The sequence below is a fragment of the Telluria sp. ZT3P26 genome (assembly GCF_059686035.1).
In genome coordinates this window covers 247,769-266,477 of the sequence record NZ_JCASII010000007.1, presented here as the reverse complement: position 1 = coordinate 266,477, position 18,709 = coordinate 247,769, and the positions used below count along the sequence as shown (strand labels likewise).

Genomic DNA, 18,709 nt, shown 5'->3' with positions numbered 1-18,709 from the left:
TGTATTACAATCAACAGCGCCTCCACCAAACCCTCGGCTATCGAACACCCGACCAGGTGGAAAAAATTCTCAGGTGTACCTGATTCAATCTGTCCACCATCCCGGTGCATCTCACTCTGACCCTCATTGTTTTTTCGGCGATTGGGTTACCAGAACAATTGATTACGACGGGAACGATGGGCACGAGCAAGCAAAGCCATCGCTCAATATCTTGAGGTACTTTTTCCGGCTTTTTTAACCCGAAAAAAGTGAGGGCCAGAGTCGAATTAATGAGCAACTTCGAAAGTTGTCAAACAATTCGACTCTGACCCTAATTGTCTTTTGGGCAAGCTGAAGCGAGGAAATTGGGGGTCGGTAAAACGTCGTGGTGCGAGTGGGAAATTACCCAACAATTCGACTCTGACCCTGATTGTTCCTGATTGTTAGTGCAGCAGGAGGAGGGCGGCGGTCAGGGCGGCGGATGGGATGCCGATCCACGCGCCTTGGGCGACTTTGCGGGGGGCGTACTGGAGCATGGCGGCGACGGTCCAGGCTGCGATGGACAACACGCCGCACCATAGCACCGGGCCGACGTGCCAGCCGCGGGCGGCGATGCAGGCGGCGAAGGAGAGGGCCAGGCCCAGCCAGGCCAGTGTGCGCATGCGCATTCTCAGGGCTGGCGCCGGCTCCTTGCCGCGGCCGTGCAGGTCGGCGTAGTGCCGGTCCATCACGATGCCTTTGGCGGCGAATGCGCTGAAGGCGAGGGAAACGCTGCTGAGGAACAGCATGCTCATACGGGCTCCATGGTCGAGGTCGATCCGGCGTCAGCCGCCGTCTGCTTTTTCGCTGCTTTCTTTTTGGCCTTGTGCCCCAGCCACCAGGCGGCCCAACCCAGCAATGCGCCCAGCACCAGGACAACGATATCGAACGCCGCCACCGGCCGCAGGCCCGGCCCGCCGAACAGCGACACGCCCAGGTGCGAATTGGTCGTGAACACGTTCAGTACCGGGATGCCCGCCAGCAGCACAGCCCCCACCGTTAGCTGGAAGCGCCACATGGCGCGCGTCGGGCGGATCTGCGCGAGGAGGGCGGCGGCGCCCCAGGCGATGAAGAACCAGCTGGCTTCGGCACTGGCGCGTTGCGCCGTCTCTACTGGCAGCAGGCGGTTGGCCCAGAAATAGACGGCGAACGCGATCGGCAGGCCGGCAATGGCGCCGATGTTCAGTGCGTCGACCAGGCGCACGCCAAAGCCGACGCGTCCGCCACTGGCCACGACCTTGGCGTACGACTGGCGTTCCCGCACGCCCCACAGCAGCGCGCCGGTGGCGACCATCGCAGAGCCAGCCAGGCCGCACACGAAGAACAGCGCGCGCAGCAGCGGGTCGGCGAAGTGCGCCACGTGCATGCCGTAGATCGCGGCGCGCGTGGCGAGCGCCGTGCTCACCGGCGGCGTTTCCGACAGCAGGGCGCCACTGACGCCATCGAATGTCATTGATGGCTCGAGGTTCGACAATTGCTGGCCCGACGGCCGGTACAGTTCCACGCGCGCTGCGGCATCGTTCGGATGGCTGATCGCAACCCGCGCCGGCGTCACGCCCCATGCCCGCCCGGCTTGCTGCAGCATCGGCCCGATGTCGGCCAGCGGTGCCGCGATGTCCGCTGGCTTGCCGCGCTCGAAGTTGCCGAACACGTCGCTGAACATCGTGTTCTGCTCGTCGCCGTACAGCGCCTTGGTGGGCGCTGGCATATAAATGAACATCAGCGTGACGATGCCCGTATAGGTAATCATCAGGTGGAATGGCAGCGCCAATACGGCAGTCGCGTTGTGCGCGTCCAGCCACGAGCGCTGGCCCTTCTTTGGCCGGAACGTGAAGAAGTCCTTGAAGATGCGCTTGTGTGTGATCACGCCGCTGATGATTGCCACCAGCATGAACATCGCGCCAATCCCGACGATCCAGCGGCCCCAGATCGCCGGCAGGTAGTGCAGATCGAAGTGCAACCGGTACAGGAATTCGCCGCCACGCGTGTCGCGCGGTTTGGCCGTCGCCAGGCCCGTCGACGGATCCAGCGTGACGTTCTGGTCGCGCAGCGCATTGCGCCGTTCTGCGCGCGACATGCCTTCTTTCGGCGGATTCTGCCAGGCGGCCTGGATCAGCGGATTGCGCTCGTCGGGCAGGTCGATCGTCCAGCGTGTCGCGCCCGGTGCGCGTTCCTGCAGCACGCGCACCGCGAGTTGCGCCGACTGCGCCGGAGCGAGCGTGGACGGCGCAGCGGCCGCCGCGTGCAGCTCGGGCTTCATCCAGAACGTGATCTCGTGCCGGTAATACGCCGCCGTGCCGGCCATGAACACGAGCAGCAGCAGCCAGCACACGAGCAGGCCGGCCCACGTGTGCACCCACGCCATCGATTGCCGCAAGCCGTCCTTCATGCCATGCCTCCGACGCACCACAGGATCGCGCCCAGTACTGCACACGTCGCCGCCACGCCCACGCAGGCGCGCAGTGCGCTGCGGGTGGCAAACACCCACAGGATGACGCAGGGGTAGATGACGAACGACAGCAGCGTGGCGATGGTGACGGCATCGGCGCGCGCCAGCGGCAGCGCCAGCGCAATCAGTGCGCCGCCGAGCGCGGCGAGCAGGTAGCCGCCGCCGATGGCAGCGACCGCGCGGGCGGTCACGCCGCCACGGTAGCGCCAGGTGATCGTGGTCATGAAGCGGGGCCTTTCTTCAGACGGCGGATGGAGTCAGTGGATACACGGTCAGCCGGATCAGTGATCGGCGCTTGGCGCCATGGCCGGACCGGCAGCAACGGCCGCGATGCCTTTTGGCTGCACGACGCTCAGCGACGTGGTGTAGCTGGACGTTGCGTAGTGCAGGCCGGCGCGCTCGCCAGCCGTCTTGTCGGTGTGTTCGGTCTCGAGCACGTAGAGGCCTTTCCATGGCATGTCGAACCTGACGACGCCGCTGTCATCCGACTCCGCTTCTTTCGCCCAGCCGCTCTGGACAATGGCATTGACCTTCGCTTTCGGCAGCGGCTGGCCCTTGTAGAACACCTTGAATTCGCCAGCCTTGCCGGTCGGGACGAGGTCGAGCGTGAGTGTTGGCTGCTGCGCAGCGAAGCTGGTGGCCATGCGCGCGGCTGGCACCCAGATGTGGTTCAGCTTCTTGCCTGCCTCATCGGTTTCCCAGCTTGGGTAGGCATTGTCCTGGGCGACGATGGCGTCACCCGCCGCCGGTGTGGCGCCGCTGACCAGGTAACCCTTAGCCGTCTTGTCCAGCTTGAGCGTGCGTTCGCCCTTGGCGCCCAGCAGCGTCGCGCTCGGCGCGCCGAACTTGTCGAGCAGGCCCGGCGTGGTTTCGCGCTGGTTCAGCGAAAACTCGCCGAACTGCAGCTTGAGCGCCTTGCCGTCCTGTTCGAACCAGATCTGGTGAGCCTGTGCGGCGGGCGCGGCCACCAGCATGGCGACGAGGGAGGAGAGCAACATCTTGTTCATGGGGGGGCGCTTTCTGGTTGTTGGTCGGATCAGACGGGCAGTATCGCGACGAGAATTATAATGCGAATCATTCTCATTTCAAAAAGAATTTTATGGTTCGTCCGAATGGACCAGGGCACCTGCTTGCCGTCGTGCCCCCCAGGCATGCTGTCAAGAACGAGCCGATGTACAATCGTGCCTCGTTCTTAACGGCCCCCTTTATGCTCTCTCGACGTACTTCCCTTGTGGCCTGCGCCGCACTGTTGCTGGCCGCCTGCGGCAGCACCCCGACCCCGGCTCCCGTCACTCCCGTTGCCGCACCCAAGGCAGCCCCATTGCCTCCCAAGAAAATCCGTATCGGCCTGGCCCTGGGCGGCGGCGCCGCGCGCGGGTTCGCCCACATCGGCGTCATCAAGGCGCTCGAAGCCCAGGGTATCTACCCGGAAATCGTCGTCGGCACGAGTGCCGGTTCCGTCGTCGGCGCGCTGTACGCGTCGGGCCTGAACGGCTTTGCGCTGCAAAAGACGGCCATGACCATGGACGAGGCCACCATCTCGGACTGGGCGCTGCCGCTGTTCAGCAAATCGACGGGCCTGCTCAAGGGCGAAGCGCTGCAGGGTTATGTAAACAAGGCCGTCAACAACGTGCCCATTGAAAAGCTGAAGCTGCGCTTCGGCGCCGTGGCCACCGACCTGAAAACGGGCCAGCCGATCCTGTTCAGCCGCGGCAATACGGGCATGGCCGTGCGCGCGTCATCCAGCGTGCCGAGCGTGTTCCAGCCGGTTGTCATCGGCAACAAGAGCTATGTCGATGGCGGCCTGGTCGCGCCGGTGCCGGTGCGCTACGTGCGCGACATGGGCGCCGATTTCATCATCGCGGTCAATATCTCCAGCGCGACCGAAGGCGCGGCCACGGCCAGCTCGCTCGACGTGCTGATGCAGACCTTCTCGATCATGGGCCAGCGCCTGAATCACTTCGAGCTCAAGGATGCCGACATCGTCATCACGCCGGCGCTGGGCAATATGGGCTCGAGCGATTTCGGTGGCCGCAACCTGGCCATCCTGGCGGGCGAGCAGGCCGCCGCCGCCGTCATGCCGCAAATCAAGGCCAAACTGAAACTCAAACAGCAAGTTCCCTGAGAAAGCCCCACCATGAATACCAAACCTTACCTGACCCTGGCTGACGCGAAACAGATCGGCGCTGCCGCCGAAGCCGAAGCCCTCGCCAACGGCTGGGCCGTGTCGATCGCCATCGTCGACGATGGCGGCCACCTGTTGTGGCAGCAGCGCCTGGACGGCGCGCCGCCGATCTCGTCGCACATTGCACCGAGCAAGGCCAACACGGCCGCGCTTGGGCGCCGCGAGTCGAAGGTATATGAAGACGTGATCAACGGCGGCCGCGTGTCGTTCCTGAGCGCGCCGAAGCTCGAAGGCATGCTCGAGGGTGGTGTGCCGGTGATCGTCGATGGCCACGTGATCGGCGCCGTCGGCGTTTCGGGCGTGAAATCAAACGAGGATGTGCAGATCGCCAGGGCCGGTATCGCCGCCCTGGGCGCGGCGTAAAACGAGCACACGGGTGCTTGATTTTTGCATGATCGGCGCCCGTATTTGCTGCAACGCCGCATTGCCGAATGCCGCTGCACGCGCTATAATTCGGAAGTTTATCTAATTCAAACTTCGCCGTAGCGCATACCCACCATCCCTCATTCAACATGACCTCCAACACCCGGCGCAAGCAGTGCAGCGGGGTTAGCTGGATGTCGGTCTGACGTGGCGCAGCTACGGCAACTTTTACGGGAGTTGCCCTTGCCGCCATTCTTTTCCGGCCCCTCTGTCCCGGCCATCCTGGCCCTTGCTGACGGGACCATCTTCAAAGGTTATTCCATCGGCGCCGTCGGTCACACGACCGGCGAAGTGGTGTTCAACACCGCCATGACCGGCTACCAGGAAATCCTTACCGACCCGAGCTATTCGCGTCAGATCGTCACGCTGACCTACCCGCACATCGGTAACTATGGCGTCAACACCACCGACGTCGAAGCATCGAAAGTGCACGCCGCGGGTCTGATCATTCGCGACCTGCCGCTGCTGGCGTCCAACTTCCGCTCCACGCAGTCGCTCGGCGACTATCTGAAGGCCGAGAACGTCGTGGCGATTGCCGGCATCGATACCCGCAAGCTCACCCGCATCCTGCGCGAGAAGGGCGCCCAGGCCGGCGCGATCCTCACGTCGTCGCAGGGCGCCGAGCCATCGGCAGCGCAGGCGCTCGAACTGGCGCGTTCGTTCCCGGGTCTGGCCGGCATGGACCTGGCCAAGGTCGTCTCGGTCAAGGCACCGTACGAGTTCACCGAAACCGAATGGAAGCTGGGCCAGGGCTTCGGCAAGCAGACCAATCCCCAGTACCACGTGGTCGCCTTCGACTACGGCGTCAAGCGCAACATCCTGCGCATGCTGGCCGAGCGCGGTTGCAAGGTCACTGTGCTGCCGGCGCAGTCTACCGCCGCCGACGCGCTGGCGCTCAATCCGGACGGTATCTTCCTGGCCAACGGCCCGGGCGACCCGGAACCGTGCGACTACGCCATCGCCGCCTCGCGCGAGCTGATTGAAAAAGGCATCCCGACCTTCGGCATCTGCCTGGGTCACCAGATCATGGCGCTGGCTTCCGGCGCCAAGACCATGAAGATGAAGTTCGGCCACCACGGCGCCAACCACCCGGTGCAGGACCTCGATTCCAAGAAGGTCCTGATCACGTCGCAGAACCACGGCTTCGCGGTCGATCCGACCACCTTGCCAGCGAACTGCCGCGTCACGCACGTGTCGCTGTTCGATGGCTCGCTGCAGGGTTTCGAGCGTACCGACAAACCCGCGTTCTGCTTCCAGGGTCACCCGGAAGCCTCGCCTGGGCCGACCGACGTCGCCTACCTGTTTGACCGCTTCATCGGCCTGATGCAAGCAGCGGAGAAAAAATAATATGCCAAAACGTAGTGATATCAAAAGCATCCTGATCATCGGCGCGGGCCCGATCGTCATCGGCCAGGCCGTCGAATTCGACTACTCCGGCGCGCAAGCCTGCAAGGCCCTGCGCGAAGAGGGTTACAAGGTCATCCTGGTGAACTCGAACCCGGCCACGATCATGACCGACCCGGAAACGGCGGACGTGACCTACATCGAGCCGATCACCTGGAAGGTCGTCGAGCGCATCATCGAGAAAGAGCGTCCGGACGCGATCCTGCCGACGATGGGCGGCCAGACCGCGCTGAACTGCGCGCTCGACCTGCACCGCCACGGCGTGCTCGAAAAATACAATGTCGAACTGATCGGCGCGACGCCGGAAGCGATCGACAAGGCCGAAGACCGCCTGAAGTTCAAGAACGCGATGACCAAGATCGGCCTGGGTTCGGCGCGTTCGGGCGTGGCGCACACGATGGAAGAATCGTGGGTCGTCCAGCGCGAGATGGGCTTCCCGACCATCATCCGTCCATCGTTCACGATGGGTGGCAGCGGCGGCGGCATCGCCTACAACGAAGAAGAATTCGAAGCAATCTGCAAGCGCGGCCTCGAAGCCTCGCCAACCTCGGAGCTGCTCATCGAAGAGTCGCTGCTGGGCTGGAAAGAGTACGAGATGGAAGTCGTGCGTGACAAGAACGACAACTGCATCATCATCTGCTCGATCGAGAACCTTGATCCGATGGGCGTGCACACGGGCGACTCGATCACCGTCGCACCGGCGCAGACCCTGACCGACAAGGAATACCAGATCCTGCGCAACGCGTCGATCGACGTGCTGCGTGAAATCGGCGTCGACACGGGCGGCTCGAACGTGCAGTTCGCGATCAACCCGAAAGACGGCCGCATGATCGTCATCGAGATGAACCCGCGCGTCTCGCGTTCGTCGGCACTGGCCTCGAAAGCCACCGGCTTCCCGATCGCCAAGGTCGCGGCCAAGCTGGCTGTCGGCTACACGCTCGACGAGCTGCGCAACGACATCACGGGCGGCGCCACGCCAGCCTCGTTCGAACCGTCGATCGACTACGTGGTCGTCAAGATTCCGCGCTTCACGTTCGAGAAATTCCCGACCGCCGACAAGCACCTGACCACGCAGATGAAATCGGTGGGTGAAGTGATGGCCATGGGCCGCACCTTCCAGGAAGCGTTCCAGAAAGCCCTGCGCGGCCTGGAAGTGGGCGTCGATGGCCTGAACGAAAAGACGCGTGACCGCGAAAAGATCGAAGAAGAGCTGGGCGAGCCGGGCCCGGACCGCATCTGGTATGTGGGCGACGCGTTTGCCCAGGGCTTCACGCTCGAAGAAGTGCACAACCTGACCAAGATCGATCCGTGGTTCCTCGTGCAGATCAAGGAAATCGTCGACATCGAACTCTGGCTCGAGACGCAGACGCTCGAAGGCCTGGACAAGGCGGTCCTGTACAAGCTCAAGCAAAAAGGTTTTGCTGACCGTCGCCTGGCCTTCCTGCTGAAGGTCAAGCCCGAAGAAGTGCGCGCGCGCCGTCATGCGCTGAATATCCGTCCGGTCTACAAGCGCGTCGACACCTGCGCGGCCGAGTTCTCGACCGACACCGCGTACATGTACTCGACGTACGACGAAGAGTGCGAGTCGAACCCGACCGACAAGAAAAAGATCATGGTGCTGGGCGGTGGTCCGAACCGCATCGGCCAGGGCATCGAGTTCGATTACTGCTGCGTCCACGCGGCCCTCGCAATGCGCGAAGACGGCTACGAGACCATCATGGTCAACTGCAACCCTGAGACTGTGTCGACCGACTACGACACGTCCGACCGCCTGTATTTCGAGTCGCTGACGCTGGAAGACGTGCTGGAAATCGTCGAGCTCGAAAAGCCGGTGGGCGTGATCGTTCAGTATGGCGGCCAGACCCCGTTGAAACTGGCGCTGGACCTGGAAGCCAACGGCGTGCCGATCATCGGCACGTCGCCGGACATGATCGACGCCGCCGAAGACCGCGAGCGTTTCCAGCAGCTGCTGCAAGAGCTGGGGCTGCGCCAGCCGCCAAACCGCACCGCCCGCACCGAAGCCGATGCGCTGGCGCTGGCCGAAGAAATCGGGTATCCGCTGGTCGTGCGTCCGTCGTACGTGCTGGGTGGCCGCGCGATGGAAATCGTCCACGAGCAGCGTGACCTCGAGCGCTACATGCGCGAAGCGGTCAAGGTCTCGCACGATTCGCCGGTGCTGCTCGACCGCTTCCTGAACGACGCCATCGAAGTCGACGTCGACTGCATCTCGGACGGCGAAGCCACCTTCATCGGCGGCGTGATGGAACACATCGAACAGGCTGGCGTGCACTCGGGCGACTCGGCCTGCTCGCTGCCACCGTACTCGCTGACGCAGGCGACGATCGATGAGCTCAAGCGCCAGACCTCGCTGATGGCCAAGGCCCTGAACGTGGTCGGCCTGATGAACGTGCAGTTCGCGATCCAGCAGAAGGAAGAAAACGGCCAGACCGTCGATACCGTGTTCGTGCTGGAAGTGAACCCGCGCGCCTCGCGCACCGTGCCGTTCGTGTCGAAAGCCACTGGCCTGCAGCTGGCTAAGATCGCGGCGCGCTGCATGGTTGGCCAGACGCTGGCACAGCAGGGCATCACGAAAGAAGTGATCCCGCCGTTCTACAGCGTGAAAGAAGTCGTGTTCCCGTTCGTGAAATTCCCGGGCGTCGACACCATCCTGGGCCCGGAAATGAAATCGACCGGCGAAGTGATGGGCGTTGGCATGACCTTCGGCGAAGCCTTCGTCAAGTCGCAGCTGGCCGCCGGCATCAAGCTGCCGCGTTCGGGCACCGTGTTCCTGTCGGTGAAGTCGTCCGACAAGCCGCGCGCAACGAGCGTGGCGCGTGACCTGGTGGCGCTGGGCTTCGACCTGGTCGCGACCAAGGGCACGGCCGCCGTGATCGCCGCCGCCGGGATTCCGGTACGCGCCGTGAATAAGGTGCTGGAAGGCCGTCCGCACGTCGTCGACATGATCAAGAACCGCGAAATCGTCATGGTCGTCAACACCGTGGAAGAAAAGCGCAGCGCCATCGTCGACTCGCGTGCGATCCGTACGTCGGCTCTGGCCGCTCACGTGGTGACCTACACGACGATCGCCGGCGCCGAAGCGGCAATCGAGGGCATGCCCCATATCGACGAACTGCGCGTGTACGATTTACAAGGTCTTCATAAAACCTTAAACTAAGCACACGCAGTACCCGTCACACTGGAAGTCCAGTCAACCACAGAGCTCGCGCGGCCTTGGCGCCGCGTGCCTCTGTGGTTTTCGCTTTCTTGTCGCGTTGGTACTATCCGCCCCGGCGGACCCGTCAAACAAACCAAGCAGAGAACCATGACCACACCACTGACCAAATTCGGCGCAGAACTCCTGAAAGAAGAGCTGCACCAGCTCAAGACGAAGGAACGCCGCAGCGTGATCGACGCGATCGCCGAAGCGCGTTCGCATGGCGACCTGTCCGAGAACGCCGAATACGACGCTGCCAAGGAACGCCAGGCATTCGTCGAAGGCCGCATCGCCGAACTGGAAAGCAAGCTGAGCACTTCGCAGGTCATCGACCCGACCACGCTCGACGCCGAAGGCCGCGTGGTGTTCGCCGCCACCGTTGACCTGGAAGACCTCGAGTCGAGCCAGAAGGTCACATACCAGATCGTCGGCATGGATGAAGCCGACCTCAAGATGAACAAGGTCTCGATCACGTCGCCGATCGCGCGCGCGCTGATCGGCAAATATGCCGGCGACGTCGTCGAAGTGCAGGCGCCGTCCGGCCCGCGCGAATACGAAATCCTGGAAGTGCGCTACATCTGATGGACAGCGGCGCGCAGGCGGTGGGCACCGGCCGGGCAGGGCGCGTGCCGGCGGCGCGCCTGCTGGTGGCGGCGCTGTGGACCGGCAGCCTGTGGGCGCTGGGCTATATCGCGGCGCCGGCAGCCTTCAAGGTGCTCGGCAGCGGGCAGGCCGGCGACCTGGTCGCCGTGCTGCTCACGCGCCAGGCTTGGCTGTCGATCGGTTGTGCGATCGTGCTGGCGCTGTTGCTGTGGCGCTCGACCGACCTTGCCCCGCAGCGCCGACGCTTTCTCGGCTGGCTCGTGATCGCGATGCTGGCGTGCGCGCTGGTGATTTTCGTGGGCTTGCAGCCGGGGATGGCGCAGTTGCGCGTGCTGGCCGGTGAGGCCGGCGTGCGTGAGTCGCCATACTGGACGCAGTTTGCCGTCATGCATGGCGTGTCGCAGGTGTTCCACATGATCCAGAGCGTGCTGGGGGCGTGGTTGCTGGTGAAGTTGCGGTGATTTTCAGCCCACCGTACGCGACACCACTATAAAAAAACCGGGTTGCCCCGGTCTTTTTTTACTTGTTCAGCGAATTCTTCTTGGAGCTGGTCTGACGCGGTTTGGCGCGCTTGATGTTGCCGCCTGCCGTGACGCGCTCGTTACCCTTGAGCATGACCTTGGTGACGCTTGGCTTCTTGGTGCCGCTGGCGCTGGCCTTGACGATCGTGACTTCGCGCATGCCGGGGCCGGCCTTGCTGCTGCGTTCCTTGGCCGTCTCGACCTTCGGACGGTACAGCACCAGCAGCTTGCCGATGTGCTGGACCTGGGCCGCTTCGAGGTCGGCGCTGATCTTGTCGTACATGGCAACGCGCGCTTCGCGGTCGTCACCGAACACGCGCACCTTGATCAAGCCGTGCGAGTCGAGGCTGTTGGCGACTTCCTTCATCACGGATTCGGTCAGGCCGTCGGCGCCGATCATGACAACAGGATTGAGCCCGTGGGCTTCTGCGCGCAGAGCACTGCGCTCGGCCGGAGTGAGTTTAAGCATAATAAATTTTTTTTGATGGACCTATAAAAGCAGTATTCTACGCGAATGGCCAAGAACAAATTAAACAAAAACTGGTTACACGACCATATTAACGATCCCTACGTCAAACTCGCGCAAAAAGAGGGCTACCGCGCCCGCGCCGCTTACAAGCTGAAAGAAATCGACGAAGCCGAGAAACTCATCAAGTCGGGCAACGTCGTCGTCGACCTTGGCTGCACCCCTGGCAGCTGGGCCCAGTACACCCGGCGCAAGCTGGCCGGCAAGGACGGCGGCGGCATTCACGGCACGATCATTGGCCTGGATATTTTGCCAATGGAGCCGGTCGCCGATGTTCAATATATCCAGGGCGACTTCCGCGAAGAAGAAGTACTGACGCAGCTCGACGTCGTACTGGCCGACCGCAAGGTCGACGTGGTGTTGTCGGATATGGCGCCCAACCTGTCGGGTATCGGCCATGCCGACGCCGCCCGCATGGAACATCTGATCGATCTGGCGATCGAATTCTCGCAGGCGCATCTGAAGCCGGGCGGTGCACTGCTGGTGAAGTGTTTCAAGGACATGGGTTTTACCCAGATCCTGGAGAAATTCCGCCTCGAATTTACGACCGTGAAGCAGATCAAGCCGAAGGCCAGCCGCGATAAATCGTCCGAGATTTTCCTGCTGGGCCGCGGCCTGAAAAATCCGAGTGCGTAATTGGCGAGTGGCGACAGATCACCCCTTGAAATTCGGCCACGCGGCCACCACATCTGCCGCGTGAACCCTTGTGTTTGCGACTGCGTTTCGGGCAGCCGCAGCGACGGGAATGAATAAGACAGTCATTCGATGGTATTTCGACACTACGGCCGGAGTTGCGTGGCAGCGTTGGCTTATTGCGGGTAAAATCAGAATACTGAAATCGGTAGAGATGCGTACGCATCGGAGGAGTGCTCGTGAATAATATGTTTTCCAAATCCGCCATCTGGGTGGTCGTCGCGCTGCTGTTGTTCATGCTGTTCAAGCAGTTTGACACCCACAGCGTCGCCGGCGGCAGCAAGACCATCGCTTATTCCGAGTTGCTCGATGAAGTGAAGGCGCGCCGCATCAAGGAAGTCCTGATCGAGGGCACCAACATCACCGCCACGCGCGCTGATGACACCAAGGTGCGCGCCACCGCCACCGGTCTCGACCGTGGCCTGATCGGTGACCTGCGCGAAAACGGCGTGCGCTTCGACGTCAAGCCGCCAGAAGAAGCCTCGTTCCTGCAACAGGTCTTCATCTCGTGGTTCCCGATGCTCCTCCTGATCGGCGTGTGGGTGTTCTTCATGCGCCAGATGCAGGGCGGCGGCAAGGGCGGCGCGTTCTCCTTCGGCAAGTCGAAGGCACGCATGCTCGATGAAACCAACAACACCGTGACGTTCTCGGACGTCGCCGGTTGCGATGAAGCCAAAGAAGAAGTCTCCGAAATCGTCGACTTCCTGCGCGATCCAACCAAGTTCCAGAAGCTGGGCGGCCGTATCCCGCGCGGCGTGCTGATGGTCGGTCCTCCAGGTACCGGTAAGACGCTGCTGGCCCGCGCTATCGCCGGCGAAGCCAAGGTGCCGTTCTTCTCGATCTCGGGTTCCGACTTCGTCGAGATGTTCGTCGGTGTCGGCGCCAGCCGTGTCCGCGACATGTTCGAGAACGCCAAGAAGCATTCGCCGTGCATCATCTTCATCGATGAGATCGACGCGGTTGGCCGTCATCGCGGCGCCGGCATGGGCGGCGGTAACGATGAACGCGAACAGACGCTGAACCAGCTGCTGGTCGAGATGGATGGCTTCGAAGCACAATCGGGCGTGATCGTCATCGCTGCGACCAACCGCGCCGACGTGCTGGACAAAGCGCTGCTGCGTCCGGGCCGCTTCGACCGCCAGGTGATGGTGGGCCTGCCGGATATCCGCGGCCGCGAACAGATCCTGAACGTGCACATGCGCAAAGTGCCAATTGGCACCGACGTCAAAGCTGACATCCTGGCCCGTGGTACCCCTGGTTTCTCGGGCGCCGACCTGGCCAACCTGGTCAATGAAGCAGCGCTGTTCGCAGCCCGTCGCAGCAAGCGCCTGGTCGAGATGATCGACTTTGAAGATGCCAAGGACAAGATCTTCATGGGTCCGGAGCGCAAGTCGATGGTCATCCGCGAGGAAGAGCGTCGCAACACGGCCTACCACGAGTCGGGCCACGCGGTGATCGCCAAGCTGTTGCCAAAGGCTGATCCGGTGCACAAGGTCACGATCATGCCGCGCGGTTACGCGCTGGGCCTGACCTGGCAGCTGCCGGAACACGATGCACTGTCTGGCTACAAGGACAAGATGCTCGAGGAGATCTCGATCCTGTTCGGTGGCCGTATCGCCGAAGAGATTTTCGTCGGCCAGATGTCCACCGGCGCATCGAATGACTTCTCGCGTGCCACCAAGCTGGCGCGTTCGATGGTGACCCGCTTCGGCATGTCCGACAGCATGGGCGTGATGGTCTACGAAGACAGCGAGAACGAAGGCTTCTTCGGCGGCGCCACCAAGACCATTTCGGAAGCGACCCAGCAAAAGGTCGACGCCGAGATCCGCGCCATTCTCGACACGCAGTACGCCCTGGCGCGCCGCCTGCTCGAAGAAAACCGCGACAAGGTCGAGATGATGACGAAGGCACTGCTCGACTGGGAAACCATCGACGCTGACCAGATTAACGACATCATGGCTGGCCAGGAGCCACGCAAGCCGACGACGGTGCTGACCAAGCGCACGCCACCAGGCGACAGCGGCCCTGGCGGTGTGGCGCCAAACGCCACTGCACCAGCCTGACGCTCGCGCTACCCCACGAAGGCACCCGCAAGGGTGCCTTTTTTGTTGATGGCGCCCGCTCGCTGCTTTGACTTACTGAGCAGCCAGCGCGCCCGCACCACTGACACCATGAACAAGACACTGCAATGCGGCCAGTTCCGCTTCGCGCTTGACGGCGCCGCCGCCCTCGAACCTGTCGTGATGGGCATCCTGAACATCACGCCCGATTCGTTTTCCGATGGCGGCCGCTACCAGGGGCTGGAATTCGCGCTGACCCACGCCGAAGCGATGATCCGCGATGGCGCCACGATGATCGACATCGGCGGCGAATCGACCCGTCCCGGTTCGCCGACCGTACCCCTCGATGAAGAGCTGCGCCGCGTGATGCCGACGCTGTACGCGCTGCGTACGCTGGACGTCGCGCTGTCGGTCGACACCAACAAACCCGAGGTGATGCGCGAAGCGCTGATCGCCGGCGCCGACATGATCAACGACGTCAACGGCTTTCGCGCGCCAGGGGCGCTGGAGGCGGTGCAGGACAGCGACTGCGGCCTGTGCGTGATGCACATGCAGGCGACGCCAGCCACCATGCAGCAGGCGCCCCGGTATGATGACGTGGTGGGTGAGGTGATTGCGTTCCTGGCTGCGCGCATCGATGCGATGACCGCGGCGGGCATCGATCGCGGCCGCATCTGCGTCGACCCGGGCTTCGGCTTCGGCAAGACGGTCGAGCACAACTACGCGTTGCTGCGCGGCCTCGGCCGCATCCGCGATGAACTCGGCTTGCCGGTGCTGGCCGGCATGTCGCGCAAGTCGATGATCGGCGCCGTCACGGGGCGGCCGGTCGAGCAACGTATGGCCGGCAGTGTTGGCGCGGCATTGGCTGCGGTAGCACAGGGCGCTAGAATCGTGCGTGTGCATGATGTTGCGGAGACGGTCGATGCGCTGAAGGTATGGCACGCGGCCATGCATCCATAAAAATTCGTTTCAATAAGAGAAAAGAGAACTAGATGGCACGGAAATATTTCGGCACCGATGGCATTCGCGGCCTCGTGGGCGCAGCACCAATCACCCCTGATTTCGTCATGCGCCTCGGCTACGCCGCCGGCACCGTGCTGGCAAAGGGTAAAAAATCGAGCAGCGGCCGTCCGGTCGTGTTGATCGGCAAGGACACGCGCATCTCGGGCTATATGCTCGAGGCAGCGCTGGAGTCCGGCTTCTCGGCTGCCGGTGTTGATGTCATGCTGGCCGGCCCGATGCCGACACCCGCCATCGCCTACCTGACGCGTGCGCTGCGCCTGCAGGCCGGCGTCGTGATCTCGGCCTCGCACAACCCGTTCCAGGACAATGGCATCAAGTTCTTCTCCGGCCACGGCACCAAGCTGCCGGACGCCGTGGAACTCGAGATCGAAGACGCAATCGACCAGCCGATGGGCTGCGTATCGTCCGACAAGCTGGGGCGCGTCTCGCGCCTGCGCGACGCCCAGGGCCGCTACATCGAATTCTGCAAGAGCACGTTCCCGAACGAGCTCGACCTGCGCGGCCTGAAGATCGTCGTCGACAGCGCCCACGGCGCCGCCTACAACATTGCCCCGCACGTGTTCCATGAACTGGGTGCCGAAGTCATTTCCATCGGCGCCCAGCCGGACGGCTTCAACATCAACGCCGGCTTTGGCGCCACCGCACCGCAAGCGCTGTCGGAAGCCGTCGTCGCCAACAAGGCCGACCTGGGCATCGCGCTGGACGGCGACGCCGACCGCCTGATCATGGTCGACGCCACCGGCCGCGTCTACAACGGCGACGAGCTGCTGTACGTGATGGTGCGCGACCGCATGAGCACCGGCCCCGTGGCCGGCGCCGTGGGCACCCTGATGACGAATATGGCGCTCGAAGTGGCGTTCAAGGAAATGGGCATCGGTTTTGCGCGCGCCAAGGTGGGCGACCGCTACGTGCTCGAAGTCATGAGGGAGCGCGGCTGGCTGTTCGGAGGCGAAGGTTCGGGCCATTTGCTGGCACTGGACAAGCACACCACCGGCGACGGCATCGTCTCGGCGCTGCAGGTGCTGTCGGCGCTGGTACGTGGCAACAAATCGCTGGCCGAATGCTGCAATGAGCTCACGCTGTTCCCGCAGACGCTGATCAACAAGAAAGTCGCGCCGGGCTTCGACTGGACGGCCGACGCAGCCATGGTTGCTGAAAAAGAAGCGGTCGAGCGCGAGCTGGGCGACAACGGCCGCGTGCTGATCCGCGCATCGGGCACCGAGCCATTGATCCGGGTGATGGTCGAGGCGAAAGAGGCTGAACTTGCGGACAGCCTGGCACGTCGGATTGCGGCAAAGTTATCGGCGTAACTGCGCTGACCGGTGCACGGGCGTCGGCGTCACGTCGAGCGGCTTTCAGGCACTGGTGTTTCGCGAACGATTGGCATATAATGTTGCCCACGGCGGAGTGTAGCGCAGCCCGGTAGCGCACCTGGTTTGGGACCAGGGGGTCCAAGGTTCGAATCCTTGTACTCCGACCAGCAAGATTCATCAGAACAGGCCGTCATCGACGGCCTGTTTTGTTTTCCGGTCTCATCGTTTTGCACCGCCCTTAGCTCAGTCGGATAGAGCAACAGCCTTCTAAGCTGTGGGTCGGGGGTTCGATTCCCTCAGGGCGGGCCAGATTCCTTCAATACTCTCAAACGCTTGTCGCATTCGCTCGCTGCCCATGTCGCATGCGGTGCGCTATTCGATTCGCCTCGCGCTATTCAGTTGGCAGTTTCCCCGATTGTACGCGTTCTTGTTCGGGGGCAACACATCCAATGTCTGAGCTGACGATAAGCATGTTCCGGTACGCGGGCGATCCGGTTTGCCGTCCGGTGCTGCGTTGCGTCGGCCGGATCGAGCCTGTTGCTTGAGATGGCACTCGTTGGCATTGCAAGCTGGTTCACGAACAACAAACAGTACGACGCTAAGAGCACTCACTGTAGCGCGTGCGCGGAAAGGATGCGCAGGTAGTCGAAACTGGCCCCGGCCGCGCTGGAGGGCTACATCACCGGCGCCGCTTGGACGACCACCGAGTTCTGCACCATTCGACCCAGCATGCTGCCGCACATGCCGGCGCTCGCCAAAAAGCCCCGCAGTGCGAGATCTGTGCGTGTCGGCCTCGTGCCTGATGCTGGCTGAGTGCGCCGCTTCGACAGCGGAGCCGTTGACCTATACACCTCCACGCTATTTGCGCACGACATCATGTTAAGAAATCAGGCTCGGGAAAGATGGCAACTCTATGTGCACAAAATCTGTCGCTTATCACTGCAATTTGCATTACACTTCGGCAAAAAATTGTATTTTCTTTAACGTATAGATAGGTAGCAAGATGTCGTTCAACAAATTGGAAGGAATACAAATTCTCAGGGGGTACGCGGCAATGCTCGTTGTTGTGACACATTTGTGGAGCGCTGGAATGATTTCATCGACCCTTAAATTTAGTCGCATCGGCGGCCTAGGCGTGGATATCTTCTTCGTCATCAGCGGCTTTATCATGTGCTATTCGCTTAGAGAACGGATTTTCCCTAGTGATAGTATTCAATTTTTTTGAAGAAGCGGGTATTCCGGGTCTATCCTATCTACCTTTTGGTACTAATTCCTTTCTTGGTACAGTATCTCAACCAAGTCAGGACACCTGTGGACCCTTTGATGATTATTGGGAATCTGCTTTTGTCGCCATCATTCTCAGGTGAGCCGGACTACAGAATGCTTGTAGGTCCAGCTTGGACGCTTACCTATGAGCTTTTCTTTTATGTGTTGTTCGCAGGAGCGATGCTTTCATCACGATCAAAAGACCGCGCAATTTACACGGTCAGTATTGCGATCGTGCTGATGGTGATCTTGGTTAATTTTATGGGCGTCAAAGGTGAGCGTTTCCAATGGTCAAATTTTCAGTACATAATAGGAGATACGTTACTGTTTAATTTTGTAATCGGGTGCGTTTGCTACTTTATTTGGAGAAAACGTGGGCGCCCAGTTTTTTCGTTCTGGACAGCGCTTGGGGCTGCTTTGGTTCTTACCGTAGTTTCATTGGGCTTGTCCAAATTCGGGCTCCCTCGAATGTTGAGCTTGGGCCTACCAGCAGGTGCCATTGTCCTCATATTTCTCTTCGCAAAGTTCGAAAATAAATATCTGTTAAGGCCGTTGTTGTTTCTGGGTAGCGCCTCTTACAGTATCTACCTGGTGCATGCAGTAATTGCACACTGGAAGCATTTGCTCATTGGATCATCTGGACATGAAAATGACATCACCGGCGTTTTACTTACAGGTACTGCATTGGCAGCTGGCTGTGTATTCTACGTCATCGTTGAGAATCCGCTTAGCCGCGTGCTGCATGAACGAACCAGGCGCCCCTTACCCGAAGTAAATCCTCTTCGAGAAAGCTGACTGCGCAACTGTCAGACCTACGATAGCTCCACAATCAGTGGAAGCTAGGGTGTAGTAGGCGGTAGTAACTTCTACGGTAACTCGCGCCCGTGCAATGTGACCAATTTTGCTTCAGTTTTCTATTCTCTACTAGAGCAGGCAATATCACCACCGGTAGTCGGGACTGTCCTGGCCAGAGCTACTTAGTGTCCAGACGGTGCTGGCTGTACTCTAACG

At 61.5% G+C, this 18,709-nt stretch carries 17 protein-coding genes and 2 tRNA genes; 14 read left to right on the top strand and 5 right to left on the bottom strand.

All coding sequences use genetic code 11. The features are described from left to right. Window positions 1-422: 422 nt before the first annotated feature. Genes AC56LN_RS21415 through AC56LN_RS21400 form a run of 4 tightly spaced genes read right to left on the bottom strand, consistent with a single transcriptional unit; the run spans window position 423 to window position 3,474 of the window. Window positions 423-773: a DUF3325 domain-containing protein gene (locus AC56LN_RS21415; protein ID WP_499574605.1), complete on the bottom strand. Its 351-nt coding sequence runs from the start codon at window positions 771-773 to the stop codon at window positions 423-425. Next, window positions 770-2,407, bottom strand: coding sequence for a PepSY-associated TM helix domain-containing protein (locus AC56LN_RS21410; RefSeq protein ID WP_499574604.1), 1,638 nt, complete (start codon window positions 2,405-2,407; stop codon window positions 770-772). The genes AC56LN_RS21415 and AC56LN_RS21410 overlap by 4 nt, the downstream gene beginning before the upstream one ends. After that, complete coding sequence (locus AC56LN_RS21405) at window positions 2,404-2,691, bottom strand: DUF3649 domain-containing protein (protein ID WP_499574603.1); 288 nt, start codon at window positions 2,689-2,691, stop codon at window positions 2,404-2,406. The genes AC56LN_RS21410 and AC56LN_RS21405 overlap by 4 nt, the downstream gene beginning before the upstream one ends. 57 nt (window positions 2,692-2,748) lie before the next feature. After that, a complete protein-coding gene (locus AC56LN_RS21400; protein ID WP_499574602.1) occupies window positions 2,749-3,474 on the bottom strand; it encodes a DUF4198 domain-containing protein in 726 nt (241 codons plus the stop codon). A 200-nt stretch (window positions 3,475-3,674) separates the two neighbouring features. Here AC56LN_RS21400 and AC56LN_RS21395 point away from each other — a divergent pair, with 200 nt between their 5' ends. The 6 genes from AC56LN_RS21395 to AC56LN_RS21370 all read left to right on the top strand — a co-directional run bounded on the left by AC56LN_RS21395 (window position 3,675) and on the right by AC56LN_RS21370 (window position 10,757). Next, the gene (locus AC56LN_RS21395; RefSeq protein ID WP_499574601.1) at window positions 3,675-4,592 is read left to right on the top strand and encodes a patatin-like phospholipase family protein; all 918 of its coding nucleotides are present in this window, start codon (window positions 3,675-3,677) and stop codon (window positions 4,590-4,592) included. 12 nt (window positions 4,593-4,604) lie between these two features. Then, complete coding sequence (locus AC56LN_RS21390; protein WP_499574600.1) at window positions 4,605-5,015, top strand: GlcG/HbpS family heme-binding protein; 411 nt, start codon at window positions 4,605-4,607, stop codon at window positions 5,013-5,015. A 243-nt stretch (window positions 5,016-5,258) separates the two neighbouring features. Further along, window positions 5,259-6,422 carry a glutamine-hydrolyzing carbamoyl-phosphate synthase small subunit gene (carA, locus tag AC56LN_RS21385; RefSeq protein ID WP_499574599.1) on the top strand — a complete coding sequence of 388 codons (1,164 nt, stop codon included), beginning with the start codon at window positions 5,259-5,261 and terminating at the stop codon, window positions 6,420-6,422. Between the two features lies 1 nt (window position 6,423). Next, window positions 6,424-9,654, top strand: a complete 3,231-nt coding sequence (gene carB / locus AC56LN_RS21380; RefSeq protein WP_499574598.1) for a carbamoyl-phosphate synthase large subunit — start codon at window positions 6,424-6,426, stop codon at window positions 9,652-9,654. A gap of 147 nt (window positions 9,655-9,801) precedes the next feature. After that, window positions 9,802-10,275, top strand: coding sequence for a transcription elongation factor GreA (gene greA / locus AC56LN_RS21375; protein ID WP_367612335.1), 474 nt, complete (start codon window positions 9,802-9,804; stop codon window positions 10,273-10,275). Beyond that, window positions 10,275-10,757 carry a DUF4149 domain-containing protein gene (locus AC56LN_RS21370; protein WP_499574597.1) on the top strand — a complete coding sequence of 161 codons (483 nt, stop codon included), beginning with the start codon at window positions 10,275-10,277 and terminating at the stop codon, window positions 10,755-10,757. Before greA ends, AC56LN_RS21370 begins: the two co-directional genes overlap by 1 nt. A gap of 58 nt (window positions 10,758-10,815) precedes the next feature. Here AC56LN_RS21370 and yhbY read toward each other — a convergent pair whose 3' ends face one another. Continuing rightward, window positions 10,816-11,286, bottom strand: coding sequence for a ribosome assembly RNA-binding protein YhbY (yhbY, locus tag AC56LN_RS21365; protein ID WP_499574596.1), 471 nt, complete (start codon window positions 11,284-11,286; stop codon window positions 10,816-10,818). A 45-nt stretch (window positions 11,287-11,331) separates the two neighbouring features. Between yhbY and AC56LN_RS21360 the strand changes: the two genes are divergently transcribed. From AC56LN_RS21360 to AC56LN_RS21325, 8 genes are all read left to right on the top strand, one after another. Next, a complete protein-coding gene (locus tag AC56LN_RS21360; RefSeq protein WP_482898340.1) occupies window positions 11,332-11,979 on the top strand; it encodes an RlmE family RNA methyltransferase in 648 nt (215 codons plus the stop codon). A 236-nt stretch (window positions 11,980-12,215) separates the two neighbouring features. Continuing rightward, a complete protein-coding gene (ftsH, locus tag AC56LN_RS21355; RefSeq protein WP_499574595.1) occupies window positions 12,216-14,099 on the top strand; it encodes an ATP-dependent zinc metalloprotease FtsH in 1,884 nt (627 codons plus the stop codon). A 108-nt stretch (window positions 14,100-14,207) separates the two neighbouring features. After that, complete coding sequence (gene folP, locus AC56LN_RS21350; protein WP_499574594.1) at window positions 14,208-15,056, top strand: dihydropteroate synthase; 849 nt, start codon at window positions 14,208-14,210, stop codon at window positions 15,054-15,056. A gap of 32 nt (window positions 15,057-15,088) precedes the next feature. Beyond that, the gene (glmM, locus tag AC56LN_RS21345) at window positions 15,089-16,429 is read left to right on the top strand and encodes a phosphoglucosamine mutase (protein ID WP_183551135.1); all 1,341 of its coding nucleotides are present in this window, start codon (window positions 15,089-15,091) and stop codon (window positions 16,427-16,429) included. 93 nt (window positions 16,430-16,522) lie between these two features. After that, window positions 16,523-16,599, top strand: a tRNA-Pro gene (locus AC56LN_RS21340). Window positions 16,600-16,664: 65 nt separating this feature from the next. Further along, a tRNA-Arg gene (locus tag AC56LN_RS21335) sits at window positions 16,665-16,741 on the top strand. Between the two features lie 694 nt (window positions 16,742-17,435). Further along, a complete protein-coding gene (locus AC56LN_RS21330; protein ID WP_499574593.1) occupies window positions 17,436-17,657 on the top strand; it encodes an acyltransferase family protein in 222 nt (73 codons plus the stop codon). Beyond that, window positions 17,654-18,493, top strand: a complete 840-nt coding sequence (locus AC56LN_RS21325) for an acyltransferase family protein (RefSeq protein WP_499574592.1) — start codon at window positions 17,654-17,656, stop codon at window positions 18,491-18,493. Before AC56LN_RS21330 ends, AC56LN_RS21325 begins: the two co-directional genes overlap by 4 nt. Window positions 18,494-18,709: the final 216 nt, after the last annotated feature.

What these genes read in the sequence shown, in the direction of transcription:
- AC56LN_RS21415 (WP_499574605.1), bottom strand. Translation starts at nt 773, where the DNA reads ATGAGCATGCTGTTCCTCAGCAGCGTTTCCCTCGCCTTCAGCGCATTC.
- AC56LN_RS21410 (WP_499574604.1), bottom strand. Translation starts at nt 2,407, where the DNA reads ATGAAGGACGGCTTGCGGCAATCGATGGCGTGGGTGCACACGTGGGCC.
- AC56LN_RS21405 (WP_499574603.1), bottom strand. Translation starts at nt 2,691, where the DNA reads ATGACCACGATCACCTGGCGCTACCGTGGCGGCGTGACCGCCCGCGCG.
- AC56LN_RS21400 (WP_499574602.1), bottom strand. Translation starts at nt 3,474, where the DNA reads ATGAACAAGATGTTGCTCTCCTCCCTCGTCGCCATGCTGGTGGCCGCG.
- AC56LN_RS21395 (WP_499574601.1), top strand. Translation starts at nt 3,675, where the DNA reads ATGCTCTCTCGACGTACTTCCCTTGTGGCCTGCGCCGCACTGTTGCTG.
- AC56LN_RS21390 (WP_499574600.1), top strand. Translation starts at nt 4,605, where the DNA reads ATGAATACCAAACCTTACCTGACCCTGGCTGACGCGAAACAGATCGGC.
- carB (WP_499574598.1), top strand. Translation starts at nt 6,424, where the DNA reads ATGCCAAAACGTAGTGATATCAAAAGCATCCTGATCATCGGCGCGGGC.
- greA (WP_367612335.1), top strand. Translation starts at nt 9,802, where the DNA reads ATGACCACACCACTGACCAAATTCGGCGCAGAACTCCTGAAAGAAGAG.
- AC56LN_RS21370 (WP_499574597.1), top strand. Translation starts at nt 10,275, where the DNA reads ATGGACAGCGGCGCGCAGGCGGTGGGCACCGGCCGGGCAGGGCGCGTG.
- yhbY (WP_499574596.1), bottom strand. Translation starts at nt 11,286, where the DNA reads ATGCTTAAACTCACTCCGGCCGAGCGCAGTGCTCTGCGCGCAGAAGCC.
- AC56LN_RS21360 (WP_482898340.1), top strand. Translation starts at nt 11,332, where the DNA reads ATGGCCAAGAACAAATTAAACAAAAACTGGTTACACGACCATATTAAC.
- folP (WP_499574594.1), top strand. Translation starts at nt 14,208, where the DNA reads ATGAACAAGACACTGCAATGCGGCCAGTTCCGCTTCGCGCTTGACGGC.
- glmM (WP_183551135.1), top strand. Translation starts at nt 15,089, where the DNA reads ATGGCACGGAAATATTTCGGCACCGATGGCATTCGCGGCCTCGTGGGC.
- AC56LN_RS21330 (WP_499574593.1), top strand. Translation starts at nt 17,436, where the DNA reads ATGTCGTTCAACAAATTGGAAGGAATACAAATTCTCAGGGGGTACGCG.